The organism is Teredinibacter waterburyi (assembly GCF_001922985.1).
In the GTDB taxonomy this organism is placed as follows: Bacteria; Pseudomonadota; Gammaproteobacteria; order Pseudomonadales; family Cellvibrionaceae; genus Teredinibacter; species Teredinibacter waterburyi.
In genome coordinates, this window is sequence record NZ_MRUH01000136.1 from 1 (window position 1) to 734 (window position 734).

Consider the following 734-nt stretch of genomic DNA (forward strand, 5'->3'; position numbering starts at 1 on the left):
CCACTTTACCGCAAAACTCCACTCCACACGCGGCACAGGTTAACGCGGCGTTATGCATCAAAGGAGAAATAGGTGTATCAAAATAGGCAAGCCTTAGCGTTGGGCTCAGTAGTATTTTTATTCTTCGCTTTCATTATTCTAATATTCATTGCTCTTTGGGCGTGGCCTAAATACAACGTTTATAAGCAGGAGCTAAACGGGCGGGCATCTTTAAAAGAAGCTGAGTGGTCAAAGCAGATATTGATAGAGGAAGCAAAAGCTAGAGAGCAGGCTGCCCTAATGCAGGCGAAGGCTAAAGTTACTCTAGCCGAGGCAGAAGGGAAGGCAAAAGTAGTGCGTGCAAAAGCGGAAGGTCAAGCTGATATCGAGCGCGCAAAGGCGGCGGCTGAGGCAAATCGTATTATAGGCGCTTCGCTAAAAAATAATGAGGAGTACCTTCGTTATATTTGGATAAAAGGGCTTCAAGATGGTAAAGGCGAGCGTATATATATTCCAACCGAAGCGGGGCTACCAATTTTAGAGGCTGGTAAAGCGGGCAGGTAATGCATAACAAATTGCTCAACCATCGCTACGCCTATGGCTCCGCTGGACAGCCAAAGCGGCGCTCCTTTTGTGCATTTGCTCCGCAAATTTTTGCACAAAAGAACCTCCACTTTGTCTGCCGGTTAGCAAGGCGTTATGCGTGGTATTGAAAAAAGCGCTTTGTCGGTTTTCAGTTTGTGGAAATTTTCTTT

The 734-nt window shown here is 46.2% G+C and carries 1 protein-coding gene; it reads left to right on the plus strand.

Features of this window, described 5'->3' with window-relative positions; all coding sequences use genetic code 11:
- Positions 1-99: 99 nt before the first annotated feature.
- Positions 100-543 carry an SPFH domain-containing protein gene (locus IDZ20_RS10865; RefSeq protein ID WP_245792265.1) on the plus strand — a complete coding sequence of 148 codons (444 nt, stop codon included), beginning with the start codon at positions 100-102 and terminating at the stop codon, positions 541-543.
- Positions 544-734: the final 191 nt, after the last annotated feature.